This window comes from Adlercreutzia rubneri, assembly GCF_009755265.1.
Lineage (GTDB): Bacteria > Actinomycetota > Coriobacteriia > Coriobacteriales > Eggerthellaceae > Adlercreutzia > Adlercreutzia rubneri.
The window spans coordinates 1-1,333 of record NZ_WPOO01000048.1; the positions used below are offsets into that span (position 1 = coordinate 1).

Consider the following 1,333-nt stretch of genomic DNA (forward strand, 5'->3'; position numbering starts at 1 on the left):
GACTGGTCGGAGCCGTTCCCCGACCTGCTGCCCCCTTCGCAGCGCGCGGCGCGCGCCGAGGCGAACTCGGAGGGGGCCGACCTCGGCGGCGGGACGCTCCACGGACGGTTCTTCGCCCGCGCCCAGGCCGAGCCGGATGCCCCGGCGCTGCGGTGGGGAGCCGACGGCGAGGCGACCTACGGGGAGCTTGCCGGCCGCGCCCTGCGCATCGCCGGGGGGCTCGCCGCCGCCGGCGTGGGCGAGGGCGACCGCGTGGCCGTCAGGCTCCCGAAGGGGCCCGGCCAGGTGGCAGCCGTGCTGGGCGTGCTGGCCGCCGGGGCGGCGTACGTCCCCGTCGGCGTCTCCCAGCCCGAGGCCCGCGCGGCGCTCATCCTCGAACAGGCGGGCGCGTCCCTGTGCGTCGACTCCACCGAGCTGGCCCGCCTCGAGGCGGCCGACCCCCTCCCCGCGCCCGCCGGCCCCTCCGAGCGCGCGCTGGCCTACGTGATCTACACGTCCGGCTCCACCGGGGTGCCGAAGGGGGTGGCGGTGAGCCACGCCGCCGCGTGGAACACCATCGCCGATGTCGTGCGCCGATGGGGCATGGGGCCGGGAGATGCGGTCCTGGGCGTGTCGGCCCTTGACTTCGACCTCTCCGTGTTCGACATCTTCGGGGCCCTCTCGTTCGGAGCCGCCGTCGTGCTGCCCGACGAGGAGGAGCGCCGCGACGCATCGGCGTGGCGCGAGCTCGTCTCGTCCCGGGGCGTGACGGTGTGGAACTCGGCCCCCGCCCTGCTGGACGTGATGCTCGACGACGGCCCCGGGGCCGCGGCCGGTCTGCGGTTGGCCCTCGTCTCCGGCGACTGGGTGCCGCTGGGTCTGCGCTCGAAGCTGCCCGAGGGGGTGCTGCTCGTGGCCATGGGCGGCGCGACCGAGGCCGGCATATGGTCGAACTACTTCGAGGTCGGGGAGGTCGATCCGTCGTGGAGCTCGATCCCCTACGGCAGGCCCCTCTCCAACCAGTCCTTCCGCGTCGTGGGCGAGGACGGCCTCGACTGCCCCGACTGGGTGCCCGGCGAGCTGTGGATCGGCGGGGGGAGCCTGGCCGACGGGTATCTGGGCGATCCGGGGAAGACGGCCGCCTCCTTCGTCGAGGACGGGGGGCGCTGGTACCGGACGGGGGACATGGGCCGCTACTGGCCCGGAGCCGTCTTGGAGTTCCTCGGTCGCAAGGATTCCCAGCAGCAGGTGAAGATACGCGGCCACAGGGTGGAGCTGGGCGAGGTCGAGGCCGCCGTGGCCGGATGCCCCGGGGTGAAGGGGGCCGTGGCCGTCGTGGCCGGCGAGCGCGAGC

At 75.2% G+C, this 1,333-nt stretch carries 1 protein-coding gene; it reads left to right on the forward strand.

The features are described from left to right. The coding region (locus tag GO707_RS11810; protein WP_009608399.1) for an amino acid adenylation domain-containing protein at positions 1-1,333 on the forward strand (1,333 nt) is incomplete at both ends.